The sequence below is a fragment of the Vicingus serpentipes genome, from assembly GCF_007993035.1.
Taxonomy (GTDB): domain Bacteria; phylum Bacteroidota; class Bacteroidia; order Flavobacteriales_E; family Vicingaceae; genus Vicingus; species Vicingus serpentipes.
The window spans coordinates 596,118-613,749 of record NZ_VOOS01000001.1; the positions used below are offsets into that span (position 1 = coordinate 596,118).

19 protein-coding genes are annotated in these 17,632 nt (G+C 30.0%); 5 read left to right on the top strand and 14 right to left on the bottom strand.

Going from position 1 to position 17,632, the window contains the following annotated elements:
* Window positions 1–33 precede the first annotated feature (33 nt).
* The 3 genes from FRY74_RS02655 to FRY74_RS02665 are packed head-to-tail and all read right to left on the bottom strand — an operon-like array spanning window position 34 to window position 4,407.
* On the bottom strand, window positions 34–2,451 hold the full coding sequence (locus FRY74_RS02655; protein ID WP_147098336.1) for a hybrid sensor histidine kinase/response regulator: 2,418 nt from the start codon (window positions 2,449–2,451) through the stop codon (window positions 34–36).
* The gene (locus FRY74_RS02660) at window positions 2,444–2,983 is read right to left on the bottom strand and encodes a heme NO-binding domain-containing protein (protein WP_147098338.1); all 540 of its coding nucleotides are present in this window, start codon (window positions 2,981–2,983) and stop codon (window positions 2,444–2,446) included. The genes FRY74_RS02655 and FRY74_RS02660 overlap by 8 nt, the downstream gene beginning before the upstream one ends.
* A 5-nt stretch (window positions 2,984–2,988) precedes the next feature.
* A complete protein-coding gene (locus FRY74_RS02665) occupies window positions 2,989–4,407 on the bottom strand; it encodes a sigma-54-dependent transcriptional regulator (protein ID WP_147098340.1) in 1,419 nt (472 codons plus the stop codon).
* A gap of 168 nt (window positions 4,408–4,575) precedes the next feature.
* On the opposite strand from FRY74_RS02665, the gene FRY74_RS02670 reads away from it, so the two are divergent.
* From FRY74_RS02670 to FRY74_RS02690, 5 genes are all read left to right on the top strand, one after another.
* On the top strand, window positions 4,576–5,109 hold the full coding sequence (locus FRY74_RS02670; protein WP_147098342.1) for a response regulator: 534 nt from the start codon (window positions 4,576–4,578) through the stop codon (window positions 5,107–5,109).
* A 105-nt stretch (window positions 5,110–5,214) separates the two neighbouring features.
* Window positions 5,215–5,874, top strand: coding sequence for a TetR family transcriptional regulator C-terminal domain-containing protein (locus FRY74_RS02675; protein ID WP_147098344.1), 660 nt, complete (start codon window positions 5,215–5,217; stop codon window positions 5,872–5,874).
* Entirely contained in the window at window positions 5,875–7,191 is a 1,317-nt protein-coding gene (locus tag FRY74_RS02680) for an ABC1 kinase family protein (RefSeq protein ID WP_147098346.1), read from the top strand.
* Between the two features lie 5 nt (window positions 7,192–7,196).
* Complete coding sequence (locus tag FRY74_RS02685; RefSeq protein WP_147098348.1) at window positions 7,197–7,367, top strand: Lacal_2735 family protein; 171 nt, start codon at window positions 7,197–7,199, stop codon at window positions 7,365–7,367.
* A 1-nt stretch (window position 7,368) separates the two neighbouring features.
* A complete protein-coding gene (locus FRY74_RS02690; RefSeq protein ID WP_147098350.1) occupies window positions 7,369–7,839 on the top strand; it encodes an SRPBCC family protein in 471 nt (156 codons plus the stop codon).
* A 121-nt stretch (window positions 7,840–7,960) separates the two neighbouring features.
* On the opposite strand, the gene FRY74_RS02695 is transcribed toward FRY74_RS02690, so the two are convergent.
* The 11 genes from FRY74_RS02695 to FRY74_RS02745 form a co-directional block, all read right to left on the bottom strand.
* Window positions 7,961–8,365, bottom strand: coding sequence for a hypothetical protein (locus FRY74_RS02695; RefSeq protein ID WP_147098352.1), 405 nt, complete (start codon window positions 8,363–8,365; stop codon window positions 7,961–7,963).
* A 111-nt stretch (window positions 8,366–8,476) separates the two neighbouring features.
* Complete coding sequence (locus FRY74_RS02700) at window positions 8,477–9,547, bottom strand: alanine racemase (protein WP_147098355.1); 1,071 nt, start codon at window positions 9,545–9,547, stop codon at window positions 8,477–8,479.
* Between the two features lie 3 nt (window positions 9,548–9,550).
* The gene (gene alr, locus FRY74_RS02705; protein ID WP_147098357.1) at window positions 9,551–10,702 is read right to left on the bottom strand and encodes an alanine racemase; all 1,152 of its coding nucleotides are present in this window, start codon (window positions 10,700–10,702) and stop codon (window positions 9,551–9,553) included.
* A complete protein-coding gene (locus FRY74_RS02710; protein WP_147098359.1) occupies window positions 10,702–11,829 on the bottom strand; it encodes an amidohydrolase in 1,128 nt (375 codons plus the stop codon). The genes alr and FRY74_RS02710 overlap by 1 nt, the downstream gene beginning before the upstream one ends.
* A 2-nt stretch (window positions 11,830–11,831) precedes the next feature.
* The gene (locus FRY74_RS02715) at window positions 11,832–12,290 is read right to left on the bottom strand and encodes a GNAT family N-acetyltransferase (RefSeq protein ID WP_147098361.1); all 459 of its coding nucleotides are present in this window, start codon (window positions 12,288–12,290) and stop codon (window positions 11,832–11,834) included.
* A gap of 12 nt (window positions 12,291–12,302) precedes the next feature.
* On the bottom strand, window positions 12,303–13,736 hold the full coding sequence (locus FRY74_RS02720; RefSeq protein WP_147098362.1) for a sodium:solute symporter family protein: 1,434 nt from the start codon (window positions 13,734–13,736) through the stop codon (window positions 12,303–12,305).
* 206 nt (window positions 13,737–13,942) lie between these two features.
* Complete coding sequence (locus FRY74_RS02725) at window positions 13,943–14,422, bottom strand: MarR family winged helix-turn-helix transcriptional regulator (protein ID WP_147098364.1); 480 nt, start codon at window positions 14,420–14,422, stop codon at window positions 13,943–13,945.
* A gap of 6 nt (window positions 14,423–14,428) precedes the next feature.
* Window positions 14,429–15,547 carry a DEAD/DEAH box helicase gene (locus tag FRY74_RS02730; RefSeq protein ID WP_147098366.1) on the bottom strand — a complete coding sequence of 373 codons (1,119 nt, stop codon included), beginning with the start codon at window positions 15,545–15,547 and terminating at the stop codon, window positions 14,429–14,431.
* 77 nt (window positions 15,548–15,624) lie between these two features.
* A complete protein-coding gene (cutA, locus tag FRY74_RS02735; RefSeq protein ID WP_147098367.1) occupies window positions 15,625–15,942 on the bottom strand; it encodes a divalent cation tolerance protein CutA in 318 nt (105 codons plus the stop codon).
* A gap of 5 nt (window positions 15,943–15,947) precedes the next feature.
* Window positions 15,948–16,460: a 5-(carboxyamino)imidazole ribonucleotide mutase gene (purE, locus tag FRY74_RS02740; RefSeq protein WP_147098369.1), complete on the bottom strand. Its 513-nt coding sequence runs from the start codon at window positions 16,458–16,460 to the stop codon at window positions 15,948–15,950.
* Window positions 16,461–16,470: 10 nt separating this feature from the next.
* The gene (locus tag FRY74_RS02745; protein WP_147098371.1) at window positions 16,471–17,625 is read right to left on the bottom strand and encodes a 5-(carboxyamino)imidazole ribonucleotide synthase; all 1,155 of its coding nucleotides are present in this window, start codon (window positions 17,623–17,625) and stop codon (window positions 16,471–16,473) included.
* Window positions 17,626–17,632 lie beyond the last annotated feature (7 nt).

Below are 17,632 nucleotides of genomic sequence, written 5' to 3' on the forward strand. Positions count from 1 at the left end.
CTAAAATGAGGAAAGAATATCCTATTTTGGGAATTAGCTTTTTGTTGATAATTGAGCTAAAACTAAGTTTATATCATCAATAAACTTGCTGGTCTTTTTGATCATCTCAGAATCAGAATTTTCCCATAATTCAATTGATTTAACATCATCATATAACTGAGAAACACAAACATAATTTACAGATGGTTTAATTTTATGAGCTATAGACGATACATTTTCATAATCCAGTCTATCTAAAGCAGTCTTCATCAATGATATATCCTTGGGAGTTTCACTTAAAAATAGATTCACCATTTTATCCAAAAAGTCTGAATCTCCCATACTTTTAAGTTTATCTAAATTATATAATTGATTATTTATTGTTTCAGGTATATTTATCCAAGTATACAAAACTCTATTCAAATCTATTTGTTTAAATGGTTTTGATAAATATCCGTTCATTCCAGATTCAATACATTTGTCATCATCTCCTTTAATAGCGTTAGCAGTTAATGCTATTATTGGAGTATTATTTTTTAAATCTTTTCTTATAATTTCTGTTGCTTCAACACCTCCCATTTTTGGCATAGAAAGATCCATTAAAATAATATCATAGTCTTTAGCTTTTATTTTTTCAATTGCTTCCATTCCATTTTCCACGGTATCAACCTCACAATTCCAATTACTGAGTATAGTAGTAGCAAGCAAGGTATTAACAGGATTATCCTCAGCTAGTAATATTTTAGCTTGCTGAAAATTATCATTTATTATGTTTTGTGTGTCATTATTTTTTTCAAGAGAACTAATATCTGCATCTCTTAAATCTATAGTAAAAAAGAATTCTGAACCTAAATTCAATTTACTTTTAACTTTCAGTTCACCTTTCATAAGGTTTACTATTTTTTTACTTATTGACAAACCTAAACCTGTACCTCCATATTTCCGAGTAGTTGATTCTTCGGCTTGCGAAAAATCATCAAAAATATTTTTTAAAGCTTTTTCATCAATACCGATACCATCATCTTTAATGGAGAATAAGATGGTATTCATTTTTTTATCTTTTTTTAAAAGTTTTACAGTAATCGTAACTAATCCATTATGTGTAAACTTAACTGCATTGCTTAATAAATTTAATAAAACTTGACCTAACCTTGTTGGGTCTCCACTTAAATATTCTGGTATGTTTTGATCTACATCACAATCTATTTTCACTCCATTTTCGTCTGCTTTAAAACTTAAAATATCTTTGTTTTTGCATACAAGTTCTTTAAGGTTAAAGCTTATTTCTTCTATTGTAAGCTTACCCGATTCTATTTTTGAAAAATCTAGTAAATCATTTATTAAAGCCAATAAATTACTAGATGAAGACTGAATTGCAGATAAATAATTTTGTTGTGAACTATCTAGTACAGATTTCTCAAGTAATTCAGACATTCCCATAATTGCATTTAAAGGTGTTCTTATTTCATGACTCATGTTTGCTAAAAACATTTCTTTAACCCTATTTGAATCTTCTGCTTTAAATTTTGCCTCCCTTAAATCGGATTCCATTTTTCTTCTTTCTGTTATATCTAAATGAATCCCTACAGTACCTGCATAATTCCCTTTATTATCATAAAAAGGAGCTCCACTTATTATAACCCATGCTATTTCATTATTTTTTTTAATAAGAGGTACTTCATATACTCCTGGTATACCTTTTAGTCGAATTTTATTTTGTAACTGCATTATTTTTCTAGACTTTCGTTCTAAAAATAATTTTGTAGGAGATTTACCTAAAAGCTCTTTTTCGGAATAACCAGACAACGAACAAAATTTTGGATAAGCCTTAATTATCTTATCATTTTTATCTACTTCTAAAATACCTAGCTCTAAATTTTCGATAATCCCCCTATACTTCTCTTCACTTTGTTTTACTAGTTCATTAGCTGCTTTAATTTTAGTTACATCTCTTGATATAACAACGTATTCTTTAGGTCCTTCTTCATCAAATAATAATCTTGCTGTTTGATTTATCCATATTACCTCATCATATTTAGTTATTATCTGAAATTCAATATTTGATATTTCTTGATTCTGAGATAATTGGTTTTTATAATGGCTTAAAACTCTCTTTTTATCATCTTCTAAAAGTAAATCAAGAAAACTCATATTTAAAAGTTCATCCTCTGTATAACCAGATATTTTTTGTAAAACAGGATTCACATAAGTAAAAAATCCTTTAATATTTATAGTAAATATAATATCTGAAGCATTCTCAATCAGTTCTCTAAATTGCTTTTGTTGATCTTCAATTTTTTTAGTTCTTCTTATTACTTCTTCTATAAGGTGCTCTTTAAGTTTTGTTAATAGATTATTTTTTTCATATAACTCACGGCTCTTTGATTCAATAAAAGATTCAGCCTCCTTTCTGGCTTTCTTTTCTCTAAAAAGTGCTTTCTTTAAAATCTCTATTTCTTTGTTTTTATCCAATTTTACTAACTTTTAAAACAACATAAGAGCCATCATTTTCTTCAATAACCTTTTCAATATTAACCTCCTCTTTAAAATAAGTTGCAGCTCCTTTTATCAAGCCTACTGCTAAATCTGACATTTTTCTAGATGACTTATAATTGAGGTTGATTTCGTTATTAGATAATTTTTCATATTCAAAAGAAGGTAATTCAGCTTGAGGATATAACTTTAAAACTTCTGGATGAATATAATCATCAATAGATTTTAGAAATTCAAATATATTTTCTTGAATCATAAATTGAGGATAATCCCTACTTAGTGTACCGAAAAAATACTCCCCAAAAATTTCAAGTAAATCTTTAACGGGTACACCTTTCAATTCTGATAATTTACCTACCATCTTAAACATATCTTTATGGCTATAAGTTCCAACCGAAGTATATATACCACCTGTTTCCAAATCACAACCTTCTATAATTTGATCAACAACTTCAAGACCAAAATTATTTTCAACTAATTCTAAAAATTCTGTAAATACAATTCCTTTCATATTTTTTAATTTATATGTTCTTCTTTTAACATTCTATAAATTGTCGACTTTCCAATTTGAAGTTCTTTTGCTGCTTCAATCACATTATTGTTATGTTTGTCTAAAAAGTGCTTTATAATAATGTTTGTATACTCTTTTAGTGATTTTACTTCCAATGTTAAATCAGACAATGGGTCTGTTGAAGGAAAATTAATATTATTCGGTTCAATTTCATCTCCATCAGCTAACACTGTCGCAAGTTCAATTACGGCCTTTAATTCTCTTATATTTCCAGGAAAACTATATGCTAACAATTTTTTATTTGCTTGTTCAGATAATTTTTTAGGATTGACTCCATTTTCTTTCGCATACTCATCAATAAAATGCTTAGTTAGAATGAGTACATCTTCTTTTCTAGCTCTAAGAGGAGGTAAATCTATAGGAAGGCCTAATAGTCTGTAATACAAATCTTGTCTGAAATTTCCTTTTTTAACTTCTTGCAATAAGTCTCTATGAGTTGCAACTACAACTCTACATTTTAATTTTACCACTTCATTACCACCAATCCTAACAACTTCTCGTTCTTGGAGAACCCGCAATAATTTACTTTGCATATTTGCATCCATTTCACCAATCTCATCTAGAAATATAGTTCCTTTACCTGCTTCTTCAAATTTACCTTTACGTCTAGTTTGTGCACCAGTAAATGCACCCCGTTCATGACCAAACAATTCACTCTCGATTAATTCTGATGGAACAGCTGCTACATTAATAGCGATAAAAGGTTCTTTTTTTCTTTCTGAATTGTAATGAATAGCTTTTGCTATTACCTCTTTACCTGTACCTGTTTCTCCAGTGATAGAGACTGTAATATTATTTGATATTGCTTTTTCAATTAATCTAAATACTTTTCTGATTGCTGGACTATTACCTTTAATAGTTTTAGAAAAATCATACTTCTTTTCAACTTCTGATTTTAAAATATTAATCTCATCTTTTAAAGATACATTTTCATTGATATGCAAAATTGTTTTCCATATTCTATCTTTAGTATCATCATCTTTTACCAAATAGTCATATGCGCCTTCTTTTAAAAGATCTACAGCAGTACTTATGTCTTCTTGACCAGATATAATTACCACTTGGGTATCTGGAGACTCGCTTTTTATGTATGCAAGTAATTCTTTACCATTTGTATCAGGTAAAGAATAATCCAATGTAACCACGTTTGGCTTTAAGTGTAATGCTGCTTTTAATTTTTTTCCAGAATCAAAGGTTCTAACCTCAAAATCTGGGTTTAACTCTAGATGGTAGCGAAGTATTTCACTGTACCAAACATCATCCTCTGCAATAAATATTTTAAATCCTTCCAATCTTAATAGTTTTAATTTACAATAACATAAACGATAGATTTCAATAAATGTTTCATTATGGGATATTTCCATATTTTAGACGAGGGTATAAAATATTTATTTCCATAAAAGGGAAGTAAATTCCCAAAACAGGAATAAACATACTTTAGCCCTTTCCCATAAAACATTAACTTACAATACATTAAACAAAAAAAGGATGTTGGCACGTTATTCTATTCAAAGGAAAAAAAATTAATACCTATGAAAAAAGATACAGTATTTCAAGATTATCACGGGATGATAAATTTCATCGAAAGAAATAAAGCGAATAAGTTAATTATATTCCTTATTGATGATGATCCTTTCTATTTATTGATGCTTAAAGAAGAGCTTATGAAAAACCCTAATTTTAAAATTTATACTTTCAAAAAAGGAGAAGAAGCTTTACTTTATTTCAACTTACAACCTGATTTAGCTATAATTGATTTTCATCTAAACAGTCAAGATCCTAATGCTAAGAATGGTGCGTTAATCGTAAAGGAGATCAATAAATTGAGTCCTAATACAGAAACTTTTGTTATTTCATCCGATCATAAGTTAGCGATGATGCATGAATTAGGTAACAATACTGAATTAAAAATTCACTATAAAAATGGAGATATAGCACATAAAATAAAAACAAAGCAAAAAATAATTAGAACTGCAAAAGACAAAAAATGGGTTAATCAAGCCATATTCCCTTCAATAATTGCTGCATCACTATTACTAGTTTTGGTTATTTATATGTTAATCTAGTTTCAGAATTCACATTGCCTAATCATTAATAGAATTTATTATTGTTTAATATTTTTTAAAAAACATTAAACAATAATAAGTACTTTTATATAAAATTTAAATGAAATGGCTAAAAAGAAAACATCCACCGAATCAAGCTTGATTTCGAATTATATGAATTATGTCCTTGAGCATAACAAGCAACCAGAAAGCATACATAGTTTTACTAAATCAATTGGTATAACAGAAAAAGAATTTTACACCCATTTTGGTTCATTTTCATCTCTTCAAAAACAGGTTTTTACTCAATTTTTTAATTTTACCACAGAATTATTGCATAAAGATGAAGATTATGGTAATTATGATGCTAAATCAAAACTAATCAGTTTTTATTACACCATTTTTGAATTGTTTAAGGCTAACCGAAGTTACATAGCGTTTGTTTTAACTGAAGATAAAAATCAGCTTAAGAACTACAAGCAATTAGCCGATTTTAATGGGAAATTTGAAGAATACATTGATACTTTATCTATTAAACTACCCGATTTAAAAATCGAAAAAATTGAAGCCTACAAAGAAAAAGGAGTAGCTAAAATATCTTGGGCCCAATTTCTTTTTATCTTAAATTTTTGGCTTGAAGATGAATCAGCAAATTTTGAAAAAACAGATGTATTAATCGAAAAATCAATAACCACCGGATTTAACATCATAGAAAACAATCCTCTTAAGCACATTATTGATTTGGGTAAGTTTTTAATAAAAGAAAAGACACATTTTTCAATGTAGATGGAAACGATAGATAAAATACCCACCACAAAAATACAGCGTGCATCAAAAATTTTACAAACTGGTGCTAAAGTTGGTGTAAACTACTTAAAGTTTTATGGAGATAAACTATTATCTTCAGAAAGTGAAGCTTTATCAAACTTGCATCAATCTAATGCTTCCGACATTTATGATGGTTTAAAACAGCTTAAAGGAAGTGCTCTAAAAGTAGCGCAAATGTTAAGCATGGAAAACAATATTTTACCGGAAGCTTATGGAGACAAATTTTCGTTATCACAGTTTTCTGTTCCTCCTTTATCAGCACCTTTAGTAAATAAAACTTTTAAAACTTATTTTGGAAAAACACCTAAAGAAATATTTACTGAATTTAATTCTAATGCCACTAACGCAGCTAGCATAGGTCAGGTGCATCAAGCTAAAACAAACGACAAAAAATTAGCGGTAAAAATTCAATATCCTGGAGTTGCTGATAGCATAAGTTCTGATTTAGCATTGGTTAAACCTATTGCTTTAAAAATGTTCAATATCAAAGGAAAAGACTCAGATAAATATTTTAAAGAAGTTGAAAACAAGTTAATTGAAGAAACGAATTATACTCTAGAAATTGAAGAGAGTATTAACCTATCTAACCAATGTAAAAACATTAAGAACCTAATTTTCCCAACTTATTATAAAGAATTTTCTTGCGAACGAATAATCACTATGGATTGGATGGAAGGCAAACACCTTTCAGAATATGTTAAAGCAGAAACCAATCAACAAAAAAGAAATGAGATTGGACAAACACTATGGGATTTTTACATGTTTCAATTGCATGGGCTTTTTAAAGTACATGCCGACCCGCACCCAGGAAACTTTTTAGTCTCTGAAAAAAATGAGCTTATTGCTATCGATTTTGGATGTATGAAAGCTATTCCAATGGAATTTTATAATCCCTATTTCGATTTAACAAATCCGTTAATATTAAACTGTATTGAAGAATTTGATATCAGGCTTAAAAAACTAGAAATAATTAGAAAAGATGACAATGAAATTGAAGCAAGTTTTTTCACCAAAATGTTTCACGAATTATTAACTCATTTTACCCTACCATTTCAGTCGGACCAATTTAACTTCTCAGATGCTGAATATTTTAATGCTATAGCAGATATAGGAAAAAAATATGCTCAAAATGTAGAGCTTAAAAAGTATAACGGAAATAGAGGTTCTAAACACTTTATCTACATCAATAGAACACTTTTTGGACTATACAATCTTATGCACTCATTAAAAGCCGATGAGATTAAAATAAATAATTTCAAATCCTTACTAAACTAAAAATTATGCTAAATTTTTTTAAGAAAAAAACAGTAACTGAAAAGTTGAATATAGAATATAAAAAGCTTTTAAATGAGGCTTACAAATTATCAACTTACAACAGACAGCTAAGTGATCAAAAATATGCTGAAGCCGAAGAAATATTAAAACAAATGAATCAATTAACTCAAGTTTAATATGGCGTTTTATCAGTTTACAAAAACACAGAAAGTAAATGCTTCGGTTGACGAAATATGGGATTTCATCTCTTCTCCAGCCAACCTTAAAGAAATTACTCCAGACTATATGGGATTTGATATTACTTCTGAAAATACTCCTAAAAAAATGTATCCAGGATTAATTATCAGCTATAAAGTAAGTCCTTTATTGGGTATTAAAACTACCTGGGTTACCGAAATATCGCAAGTAAAAGACAAAGCCTATTTTGTAGATGAGCAAAGAATAGGACCATATAAGCTATGGCATCACCAACACATTATCGAACCCTTACCTTATGGTGTTTTAATGACAGATATTGTTAGTTATTCTCCTCCATTTGGAATACTAGGTGCAATTGCAAACAGCATTATTATAAAAGGTAAACTAAACGAAATTTTTAACTATAGAACCAATGCAATTGTTAAAAGATTCGGACCTTATAAAATTTAAACCTACTAAACTAATCTCCTTTCGATATGAATAAGCTTAATGCTTTATTAGATTTGAATTGAAAAAAAAGAAAATAAAGAATCCTAATCTATCAATATTTTTGATATTAGAATTATCCGTATTATTTATCTAGAACTTTATATTTAAATTCCCATTTGGAATTCTTTATTCTTACTAAACAATCACATGGATATATCCAAACCTTAAAAATAGAACGATCATCAATAACGGTAGTTAGTACAGTGTTTCCTGAAGCTATCTCTTTTTTCATGACTTTATAACGATGAATAATTTTATTATTCTCAGTAATTAAAACTTCTTTATCCGTTATTTTTATGTGCTTATCATAATCAGAAGATTCAATAGATGTTTTACCTAAATGTTTAATTTCCACTTCTTTCCCTACCTTATAGTTCTTTTCTAGTGGGAGTTCTATTTTTTGACAAAGCGAAATTGAACTTGAAGCTAAGATTAAGACTCCAATTAAAACAAAAGCTATAAACGATGATAACTTTATTTTTTTCATTTTATATTCATTAATTGACATTAACAAACTTATGAATTTCAAATAACTTCTCTAATCAGCAGAATAAAATCTGTCAAACCTAATTAAAAGTAAATGTTAAAGCTTTTATAATTAAACTAATCTTTTTTCAATATAATCGGAATTAAATAAACTTAATGCTCCCATATATTTTAATCGAAATGAGATAAGATCTCCTACTTTATATTTTTTATAGCTTTTTCCTAAATCAAGAATTAACATATCTGAACTAGCTCCTATTATTGAAATTTGGCCATCTTCTGGAATTAAAAAATCGGTGGTAATATCTAACAATCCAATATCAATAATTGCTCGATAAGACATTTCTCCATAATCACTATCATCCACCTCAAACAAATCTCCTGAAGGGTTTTCTGCCAACTCGCCCACCGGAACTTTTGGTTTTTCAGTTATTTCAATAATCTCTGCAAACAATTTTATTACATCTTGCCTCATCCCTTTAAACGGGATATTTTCTAATAAATCATTTCCAAAAAATAGTGTTTCACCAATTCTAAAATGATTTATTCCTTTCGGAATCTGATTCTTTTTTAGCATAGGCAAAGTGATAGACGTTCCACCTGTAACCCATGGTATTTTTCTATTAAACTTAGTTTCGATTAACTGTTCATAAAGTGATAGTTGAATTAATTTATCATGCGAAGGAAGTACCCCATTCAAGCAATTTAAATTAGTACCTATTCCTGTAACTTGAATGCCTTTTAACTTAAATATTTGCTCATAAAAGTCAAGCAAATCATCTCCCATTACACCTTCACGTAAATCACCCATTTCTATCATGATTATCACTCTATGAATTTTCCCTTGTTTTAATGCCTCTTCAGATAATAGTTTTATGGTTTCAAACTCAGTATTAAAACTTGCATCGGCATATTTTACTATATTTTTAATGCTACGTTTTGCTGGTGGTTTTATATATACAGTTTCTACATTAGGATTAATTTGCTTTACTACTTTTAAATTGCTTACCCTAGAATCACAAATTTCACGAGCTCCTAAATCAATTAGCTCTTTAATGTAAATTTTATTACCACACAGTAATTTAGAAACTACTGCCCACTCTTTTCCATTCTTCTTTAAAAGCGTATCTAAAAACTGATAATTGTGTTTTAATTTATCTTTATATAGTTCTATAAAAGCCATAATTTATTTTGTTATTATTCTGGGTATATCGTGAGGCAATCTGGTGAGTAACTCATAATTTAACTGATCACTCAAATCACTAAATGATGATACAGAAATACTTTGCTCACCCTGATTTCCTATCAGAACTACTTCATCTCCTTTTTTAACATCGGGCAAGTTAGTTGCATCTACAATAATCATATTCATGTTTACCATTCCGATTATATTTAGTCTTAACCCAGCAATTAAAACCCTCCCTTGATTACTTAACGAACGACTAAATCCGTGAGCATAACCTACAGGAACAGTTACAACCTTCATATCAGTTTCAGCCATTGCAACATTTCCATAACCAATAAATTCTCCGACAGACACTTGCTTAACACTCATCACCTTGCTTTTCCAAGAAATAACTCTTTTTAATGGGTCATCTACTTTCTTGTTTTTTGCTAAATAAGCCATCTTTACTTCTTTACTTGGCCAAAAACCATATTGCATTATACCTACCCTAGCCATATCTAGTATTGTTTTAGGATAATTAATAATAGCTGCAGAACATGCTAAATGCAATTTTATAAAAGGAACTTCCTTTTTATTCAACCATTTTATTTGTCTATTAAAACTAGATATCTGCTTTTTAATTCTAAGGTAGTTTGAAATATTTTCTGCACCACCTAGATGACTACAAACACCTTCGATTAACAAATCATTTTGATTGACATTAATAACATCTACAACTCTTTTTAATTCTTTAGAGGAAAAGCCTGTTCTATTTAATCCTGTTTCTATTTCTATATGAACTTTAGCTTTTATTTTTAACCGTTTAGCTGCTTCTGTTGCTGCTTTTAAACGATCCATTTCAAAAACAAAAAATTCAATATTGTTTTCAATTGCCCAAGGAATATCTTCATCTCCTAAATCCCCCATTATAATTAATCTTTTGTAATCAAGTTGAGTATCTAATACTTTTCTAGCTTCAAAAGCACTAAAAACAGCAAAACTTCTCAGTCCACACTCATAAGCTAAAGGAACATAGTAATTTAATCCATGTCCGTAGGCATTGCCTTTAACTACAGATATTAATTCGCAATTTTCTCCAATTACATCATTGATAAATGATATATTAGCTTTAAGTGCACTTTTACTAATTTCGATATATGAGGTATGAAACATTACTGTAGTTGTTCTAATATTTTAATAAACATTTTGCTTCCTGATGAAATTAACGCATCTGGAAAATCATAATCAGGATTGTGCAAAGCAGGAGAATCTTTTCCTGCTCCTAGTGCAAACATAGCTCCTGAGAACTTTTGAGTAAACAAACCAAAATCCTCGCCCCATTTAAAAGGTTTTTCTTTTATTACTGAACTTAATTGAGCATCAATTGCTGCTTTCTGAATAAGATCTATAGCTCTATTATCATTTTCTACTGACTGAAACTCTTGTAACCATTCTATTTCGTATGATAACTTGTGCTGTTGAACCTCTTCCATTAATACATTTAAAAAGTTCTCCTTTAACTTTTCCATCATTGTATTGGTTGAAGTTCGAAATGTTAAACCAATCTCTCCATTTCCGGCAGCAACACCGTAAGATTCTGACCCTACTTTCACAAAAATTGGTGTAATAATTTTTAATGAATCAGCATCGTTTACTTCTAAACTTTTAATTCGTTTTATCAATTCTGCAATAGCATAAACTGAGTTAATTCCATTTTCAGGTTCAGCTGCATGTGCAGTTTTTCCAATCAACTTAATTTTAGCACTAATTACCGAAGGTGTAAATGTTCCTGATTTAATTACTACCGCACTCTCTTCATATCCAGGAACATTATGTAAGGCAAATACATAATCAGGGGTACAGTATTTTTTAAACTCTTTATCTTCAATTACCCGTTTTGCTCCCTCTCCATTTTCTTCTGATGGTTGAAAAAGCAAAGAAACCATTCCTTTTTTTAGTTTATTTTGGGCTATATACGATGCAAAAGCTAGCATAATTGCCATATGTCCATCGTGCCCACATTTATGAGCAACTCCTTTCTTTTTTGATTTGTGTTTAAAAGTATTTTGCTCATCAATAGGTAATGCATCTAATTCACAACGATACATTACATGATTCCCTATTTTTTCTCCTTTAAAAATAGCTAGAACTCCATTTTCAGCTACTTGATGAATTTCAACACTAGGACAAATTTCTTTAAGTTGTTGTTGAATGTATTTCGATGTCTCCTTTTCGTCATTTGACAATTCAGGATTTTGGTGTAAGTATTTTCTATATTCAATAAAAGGCTCTATATCCATTATTATTTTTTTAATCTCATTTCCAAATAAGGATTTCTAAACCCTAATCTTTCATATAAAAATCTGGCGGGATTATCTTTTTCAACATGTAAAGCGATGTCTCCTTCACTAACTTTAATAGCATTTTTCATTAACAACTTCCCATACCCTTTACCTCTAAACTTCTTATTCATGGCTATATATACTAAGATATTTTCTGGAATATACCCTGACATTCCTGTTTCATTTACAACTACTACTCCCGAAATTTCTTGAGCAATAAATTGTACCAATACATAACCTCCTACTTTATCAAAAATATAGTCTATTGCTTTTTGAATATCATCAATAGAATCTCCATATTCCTCAAGGTGCTTGTGTAAAAAAGCGGCTATTTCCCCATTCTTAATTAATTCAATTTTTCCAGATTTTTTATTAATCAACTTATGAGTAATTGTAACATTTTCTTTACTATCTATCATCTTTTATAATTTTTAGATTAAAATTTTAACATGATTTGCCTTATTTGGGAACACATAACTTAATACTACAAAAAGAATAACTGAAGAGAGAATTCCATAAAAATTAGGGTCCAATCCAAAAGGCATTTCTATTTTCATAACAATCAAGAATGCTGTTAAAGCTCCACCGCCCAACATAGCTGAAAAAGCTCCTGTTGCACTGCTCCTATCCCAAAAAAGCGCTCCTAGAATAGGTATAAACAATCCTGAAACCATAAAAGAATAAGACAATAACATTAACTCTAACACATTTTGCATTTGTAATGAAATGTATATCGCCAGCATACCTGCTAAAAGTGTGGTTATTTGAGACAATCTTAATGTGGCTTTATCTGAAACAATAAAAAACCGCTTAATTACATCCGTTACAATATTTCCAGAAGCTGCCATTAAACAACTATCAGCTGTTGACATAATAGCTGAAAAATAAGCTGACATTAACAAACCAACAACACCAATAGGCAATACATTTTTAAGTAATAATGGCAATCCTAATTCAGCATCAATTTCAGAACCTACAGATAGCATTCCTTGCTCCATAGCTACTCTAGAAAACATACCTAGAACTACTCCTAAAAGTGCCATTATTGGCCATTCAAATAATCCTGCTATAAACCATGCTCTTTGTGCTTCCCGTTTACTTCTACAAGCAAATATTCGTTGATATAATGTCATTCCAACAAACCAAATAGGAATAATAGTTATCGCCCAATTAACAGCTGTTTGCCATGATAAATTAGTGAAACTTAAAAATTCTTTTGGCAAGGTATTTACAATTACATCATATCCTCCTATTTTGTAGTATGCAACTGGCACTCCTATAAACAATAGCCCTACCATTAATATAATCCACTGTATTGTGTCGGTAAAAATAACTGCTTTCAAACCTCCGATAGCGGTATATACAACAGTTAAAACACCCATTGCTATTAAAACTTGAGTAAATGAAAAACCATCGAAAGTAGCGGAAGCCAATTTAGCTCCAGCTAAAATTTGTGAACTGGTAAACCCAATATAACCTATAATAGAAATAATGGCTGCTAACATTGCTGTGTTGTTTCCATAAAAAGCCTTAAATATTTGAGGGAAAGTGAATAAACTAATTTTATTAGACAACCTACTTACCTTAGGAATAAGAAAAACGGCACTTAACCATGCTCCAATTAACCCTGTAAACAACATCCAAGAACCAGATAATCCCATCGTAAAACCTAAGCCTCCTAACCCAATTGAAAACCCACCTCCAACATCAGTAGCAACAACTGATAATCCTATATGAAAACTTCCTATCGATCTTCCACCTACAAAGTAATCTTCAATAGATGTATTTTTTTTATAAAAGAAAAAACCAACTCCTAACATTAGGAGCATGTATACTATAAAAATGATAATATCTATGATGTGCATAATCTTTTAGTTTCTATAGAAACTATTTAAATATATTTTAAATTTTGACTACTTATTAATTAAAAAATTGATTTAACCTGTAATATTTACTTATTATCTTAAATAAAATAAGCGAATTACATAAAATTGATTACTAATAAAAACAATTTAGTTTCTACTGAAACAAAATTATCAATAATAAATTGGAATAAAAAATAGAAGGATACTTAATCAAAATTGATTTTACCGTCGGGAGTAATTAAAGGCGAAGCATCAACACCCTCTACTTCCATAAATTGAACAAGTAACTCTAATGAATTTTGCACTTTAGATAAATCACTTTGTGGAAGTTTTTTAAGTTTATCAGAAAGTTTTTCATGCAATAAAGCAGGAATTGAATTGACTGTTTTTTCTCCTAGTGCTGTTAAATAGATAAATGTAGAACGCTTATCTCCTTGATTAGGTAGTTTAGCAATAAAGCCTTTCGACTCAAGTCTTGAAATAATGCCCGTAACTGTACTTGCATTTAAGTTTAAATACTTTTTTATTTCTGTTGATGTAGATTTGTATTCAGTTTGCTGATTTAAATAATTTAAACATAAATACTGTGGAATACTAATACCATATTCTTTTTGCACACGCTTACTTTCAAGGTTAATTGAGCGTAATATTTTTCGAATGTTAACTAATATATCAGTGTATTCCATAATAAATTAAACCTGCCTAACTTGATTGAAAGTGATTTTTAACGCTTTTTCGAAATAGCGTAACTGCTTTAATTCAACAGCGTTTACAATAGCTAAAGAAATCCCTTCTTTTCCAGCTCTTGCAGTTCTCCCACTTCGGTGAGTATAATATTCTTCTTGGTCAGGCAATTGGTAATGAACAACAAAAGACAATGCTTCTATATCAATTCCACGCGCAGCCAAATCGGTTGCAATTAATATTTGTAAGCTTTCATTTTTAAAAGCTCGCATTACTTTATCTCTTTCTTTTTGCAGCAAATCGCCATGTATAGCATCAGCAGAAATATTTTTGGCAATTAATTGTTTTGCTAATTTTTGAGTCGCTGCTTTTGTTTTACAAAATATTACTCCTCTGTTGTCTTTTTGGGTTCTTATAAACTGCAACAAAACTTGTAGTTTATCCAAATCGTCACATATTAAATATTGGTGTTCAATTTTTTTATTCACCACCTTATCTGCACTCACTTCAATTCGGTGAGCATCTTCAGCCATATGTGTATTTACAATTTCTTTAATTCCGTGAGGCATTGTTGCCGAAAACAACCATTTATTCTCTGCTTTTTTTGCATGTTTTAAAATTTCATCCAGTTCCTTTTTAAACCCCATGCTCAACATTTCATCCGCCTCGTCCAACACAACAGTTTTAACATTACTAATGTCAACTGCATTTTTGTTTATTAAGTCAATTAATCGACCTGGAGTAGCTACAATAATATGAGTCGGTCGCTTTAAATTAGCAATTTGCATCTCGATTTTAGCACCACCATAAACGGCTTCAGTAAAGATTTTATCAGTGTATTTGGTAAACTTAAAAAGTTGTTTAGCTACCTGCTGTCCTAGTTCACGTGTAGGACAAAGAATTAAACCTTGCACAACTTTTTTCTTAGAATCAATTTTATGTAATAAGGGTAAACCATAGGCAGCAGTTTTACCTGTACCAGTTTGTGCTTGTCCAACCAAATCAGTATTGGTTTCCAACAATAATGGAATAACTTCTGTTTGTATTTCGGTGGGTTCAATGATGTTTAACTCATTTAAACCTTTAATAAAATCTTTTCTTACCCCTAATTCTTCAAAATTTGCCAAAACAATAATTTTTAATGTTTTGCAAAGTTAGTTATTAAAGAATTAAGCTAGCTAAAAAGATGTATGTTGAATAACGATTAAATTTTAGCCGTTTCCTTAACCAATTCATTTACTTGATCCCAGTCCATATTTACAATAGGTAAAGAATAGATTGAAGGCATATTTGATGAGTATTTTTTCTTCAACAAATCAGCAATATGATTAAACAATAAAGCTTTAGTCTTAGCCATAATCATAATTTGATTAAAAGTATCTAGTTCTCCAGCAGCATTCCTTCTTCTTACTTTTACTTTCTCAAGAATTACGGCTTCAAGTATTAGTTTATCTTTTGTTAAAAAGTCAACTATTTCATTGGCTTGATTTTCATCATTTGAGACAACATGAAGTAATACCATAATTTCTATTTTTTATAGTTCTCATAACCATCTTTTTCAAGCACATCAATTTTAGCTTGCACCTGATTGGTTAAGTTTGCTTTATACTCAATAATATTGGCTCTAATCTTCTCATCAGCAACACCTAAAATTTGAGCAGCTAATATTCCAGCGTTTTTCGCTCCATTTAAAGCAACTGTAGCTACTGGAACTCCACCTGGCATTTGTAAAATTGACAATACAGAATCCCACCCATCAATTGAATTACTTGACTTGATTGGCACCCCTATAACTGGTAAAGGAGAAAACGATGCGGCCATACCTGGCAAATGAGCAGCACCACCAGCACCAGCAATAATAACCTCAACACCTCTTAAATGTGCATTTTTAGCAAAGTCCATTAATCGCTCTGGAGTTCTATGTGCCGAAACAATTGTAACCTCTGCTTCTACTCCTAATTCTTTTAATACATCTGCTGCATCTTTCATTATTGGTAAATCAGAATCTGACCCCATAATTATGCTTACTTTTTTACTCATCGTTATAATTTTATGCGATTACTTTTAAGTTCTCTTTTATAAATTCTGCTTTTTCTCTGGCTTTATTAATATCCTTATCTAATATGGTTATATGTCCCATTTTACGATATGGTTTTGTAATTTTTTTCCCATAAATATGAAATTTAGCTCCATCAACTTCCATACACTTCATTAACCCAGAATAAAGAACTTTACCTTCATAATTTGGTTCACCCAAAACATTAATCATTATTGATGGAATTTTCAGTTCTGTACTCCCTAAAGGAAACCCAAAAATAGCTCTTAATTGCTGCTCATATTGCGAGGTAAATATACTCTCAATAGTATGATGCCCACTATTATGAGTTCTTGGTGCAACTTCATTTATTAGTATGTTATCATCTTTATCCAAAAACATTTCAACAGCTAAAATACCTTCATACTCTAGTGCTTCCACAAGATCAATTGCTAATTTCTCAGCTTTCTTTTCAACCGAATCAGCAACATTTGCTGGACAAATTAAAAACTCAACTAAGTTCGCTGTTGGGTTAAATTCCATCTCCACTAATGGAAAACATTTAATCTCTCCATTAACACTTCTAGCAACAATAACAGATAGCTCTTTATATACTTCAACTTTATCTTCAATAAGAGATTTTCCCACCAAAAGGTCGTTTAAATCATCCTGAGATTTTACAATTTTAACCCCTTTACCATCATAACCTTCTTTTCTTAATTTTTGAACAAAAGGCAAACTTATAGCTCCGGATTTCACTAAATCTTTTATCTCGTTTTCAGATTCAAACAACTGAAATTTAGATGTAGGAAAACCATTTTTCTCATAAAACTCTTTCTGCAATCCTTTGTCTTTTATTATCGCTAATTTTTTAGGACAAGGATATACTTTCTTACCTTCACTTTTTAGCTTAATAAGAGCATCTAAATTCACATTTTCAATTTCAATAGTAATCATGTCTAGATTCTTACCAAAATCATAAACAGTTGAAAAACAATTAAAATCTCCTACAACAAGCTTAGTACATGTTGGAGCAGAAGGACAAGAATCTGAAGGATCTAATACATAAGTATTCACATCCCAATTACTTGCTGCCAAGGTTAGCATTTTACCCAATTGGCCACCTCCTAAAATTCCAAGTTTAAAATCTGAAGAAATTATTTGTTCCATTTTTATT

Coding starts and splice junctions, on each gene's coding strand:
- FRY74_RS02685 (WP_147098348.1), top strand. CDS start 7,197: ATGCTAAATTTTTTTAAGAAAAAAACAGTAACTGAAAAGTTGAATATA.
- FRY74_RS02710 (WP_147098359.1), bottom strand. CDS start 11,829: ATGGATATAGAGCCTTTTATTGAATATAGAAAATACTTACACCAAAAT.
- FRY74_RS02690 (WP_147098350.1), top strand. CDS start 7,369: ATGGCGTTTTATCAGTTTACAAAAACACAGAAAGTAAATGCTTCGGTT.
- cutA (WP_147098367.1), bottom strand. CDS start 15,942: ATGGTATTACTTCATGTTGTCTCAAATGATGAAAATCAAGCCAATGAA.
- FRY74_RS02725 (WP_147098364.1), bottom strand. CDS start 14,422: ATGGAATACACTGATATATTAGTTAACATTCGAAAAATATTACGCTCA.
- FRY74_RS02700 (WP_147098355.1), bottom strand. CDS start 9,547: ATGGCTTTTATAGAACTATATAAAGATAAATTAAAACACAATTATCAG.
- FRY74_RS02675 (WP_147098344.1), top strand. CDS start 5,215: ATGGCTAAAAAGAAAACATCCACCGAATCAAGCTTGATTTCGAATTAT.
- FRY74_RS02670 (WP_147098342.1), top strand. CDS start 4,576: ATGAAAAAAGATACAGTATTTCAAGATTATCACGGGATGATAAATTTC.
- FRY74_RS02665 (WP_147098340.1), bottom strand. CDS start 4,407: ATGGAAATATCCCATAATGAAACATTTATTGAAATCTATCGTTTATGT.
- alr (WP_147098357.1), bottom strand. CDS start 10,702: ATGTTTCATACCTCATATATCGAAATTAGTAAAAGTGCACTTAAAGCT.
- FRY74_RS02715 (WP_147098361.1), bottom strand. CDS start 12,290: ATGATAGATAGTAAAGAAAATGTTACAATTACTCATAAGTTGATTAAT.
- FRY74_RS02745 (WP_147098371.1), bottom strand. CDS start 17,625: ATGGAACAAATAATTTCTTCAGATTTTAAACTTGGAATTTTAGGAGGT.
- FRY74_RS02680 (WP_147098346.1), top strand. CDS start 5,875: ATGGAAACGATAGATAAAATACCCACCACAAAAATACAGCGTGCATCA.
- FRY74_RS02720 (WP_147098362.1), bottom strand. CDS start 13,736: ATGCACATCATAGATATTATCATTTTTATAGTATACATGCTCCTAATG.
- purE (WP_147098369.1), bottom strand. CDS start 16,460: ATGAGTAAAAAAGTAAGCATAATTATGGGGTCAGATTCTGATTTACCA.
- FRY74_RS02695 (WP_147098352.1), bottom strand. CDS start 8,365: ATGAAAAAAATAAAGTTATCATCGTTTATAGCTTTTGTTTTAATTGGA.
- FRY74_RS02660 (WP_147098338.1), bottom strand. CDS start 2,983: ATGAAAGGAATTGTATTTACAGAATTTTTAGAATTAGTTGAAAATAAT.